Raw genomic sequence first — 1,839 nt, 5'->3', positions numbered from 1 at the left:
GCAAAGAGCTACAAGTACTGAATCACTTGTAGCTCTTTATTTTTATATTTTTTTATTCCAATTTTACGTAAATTATCTCAAATATACTCTATCACACAACACTCTAAATTGGTATGTTGTAAATTACTAAAATTATAATTAAAAATCAACCAATATATACAAAAATACACTACTACTCTCCTATCTTGGAGAAATGAAAGGAATGAAAAGTATTTATAATTTTGAGAAAGAAATCTCCAAATACGGATTAACATTAGATCAATACGAAGAATCACTTGATTTAATTTCTAAAAGACAACTCGGATTAAACGATTACGATTTTAGTGAAATCAAAGATATGTTTAAAATAGATATGCATTACGACACTATTAGAAAAGCATCTCAGACAATTTATGGTGGAGCTTTTGTTTCTGAATATCTAAAATGGAAAGGCTTATTAAACTCCTCTTCTGATACTAAAATAGCAAAAGCAAAAGAACTTATAGGGGAACACTACCTGTTAAAAAAGCAGGTGCAAAGTGAAAATAGACAGCTAAATAAGTTTAAAAATGAATTCATTAAATCTATATCTATAGCGGAAGAATTGGCTGCAATCCAAGAAGATAATGGATTCGTGGTAAATGTACCAGAATATTGTCATGTTGAATTAAATGAGTCTAGTGAATACGAAATGATTGTGCATATAACTGATTGGCACATTGGCTATATTATAAATAATTGCAAAGGAAATTATTTTAATTGGGAAACTGCTAATCTTCGAGTAAACCAATTAATTTCAGAGTGTTATAAATACATAGACTTATATAATGTCAAAAAAATATACGTAATCAATACCGGCGATATGATTGAGCATATAAGCATGAGAAAAAATCAATCTCAATTTTGTGAGTTTAATCAATCTCAACAAATAAATCATGCTATTGAAATAATATTTAGGCTCCTAGTAGCTTTGTGCAAAAATTGTAATGTTGAATATGACAGTATTTGTGGGAATCATGACAGAATAAATGGAGACTACTCCGCTAACTTAGACGGAGACAATGCTGATACTATAATCAGAGAGCAAATAAAGAAATATTCTGAATTAGCAAATATGTCAAGACTTACGGTTGTTAACAGATCTCATACTGACAAAGAAATTGTTAAAGAAATTTGTGGGTTACTAATAAAAGCAAAACATGGTGACAAGGGCGTTAAAGACGATAAACAGGATCTTAAAAACGATATATCTATGGATGAAGAATTTTATGACATTATGATTAAAGGACATGAACACAATCACAGGGTAATTTCTGAAAACAGAGGTAGGTATATAGTATCAGGAGGATGTTTGAGCGGATATAACGACTATAGTACTAACTTTGGCTGCGCTACTGTGGCAAGCCAAACAATATTTGTACTATCAGATGGTAAAATTGAAACGATTAAATATGTTCAACTAAATTAAAAGAAAGAAGGATTATTTATGTGCGATAGATGTGATTAGATACTCTTCTATTCTTGTATTAAGGCGTGGCTATTGCTACGCCTTTTCTAATTATAGTAGCAAATGAGAATTTTATATTAAATATTAGACCTATGGTGTTGAAACTATAAGTCTTGTTTTGACTACTCTTCTATCTTGAGGGGTTATTCACTTAAATGGAGGTGGCAATTTGCCAACAAACAATATACCAAATGGCAAACAAACATGTGCCATTTGTAAAAAAGAAAAAAGATATTCAGAATTCTATGCTAGTAACAGCGAGATTTATTCACTCACAAGGAGAGTTCCTGCGTGTAAGTCGTGTATGCTTGAAAAAAGTTTAGATAATAATGGAGATGTGGACTTGACTAGTT

The 1,839-nt window shown here is 30.6% G+C and carries 2 protein-coding genes; both read left to right on the top strand.

Annotated elements, in window-relative coordinates; translation table 11 throughout:
* Positions 1-193: 193 nt before the first annotated feature.
* Complete coding sequence (locus ACW2QF_RS20010) at positions 194-1,447, top strand: hypothetical protein (protein WP_455717778.1); 1,254 nt, start codon at positions 194-196, stop codon at positions 1,445-1,447.
* A 208-nt stretch (positions 1,448-1,655) separates the two neighbouring features.
* A partial coding sequence (locus ACW2QF_RS20005) for a hypothetical protein (RefSeq protein ID WP_455717777.1) occupies positions 1,656-1,839 on the top strand: 184 nt, incomplete at its 3' end.

Source organism: Anaerosporobacter sp. (assembly GCF_965301125.1).
The sequence above is the reverse complement of the archived record's forward strand: the minus strand, read 5'-3'. Positions and strand labels throughout refer to the sequence as shown.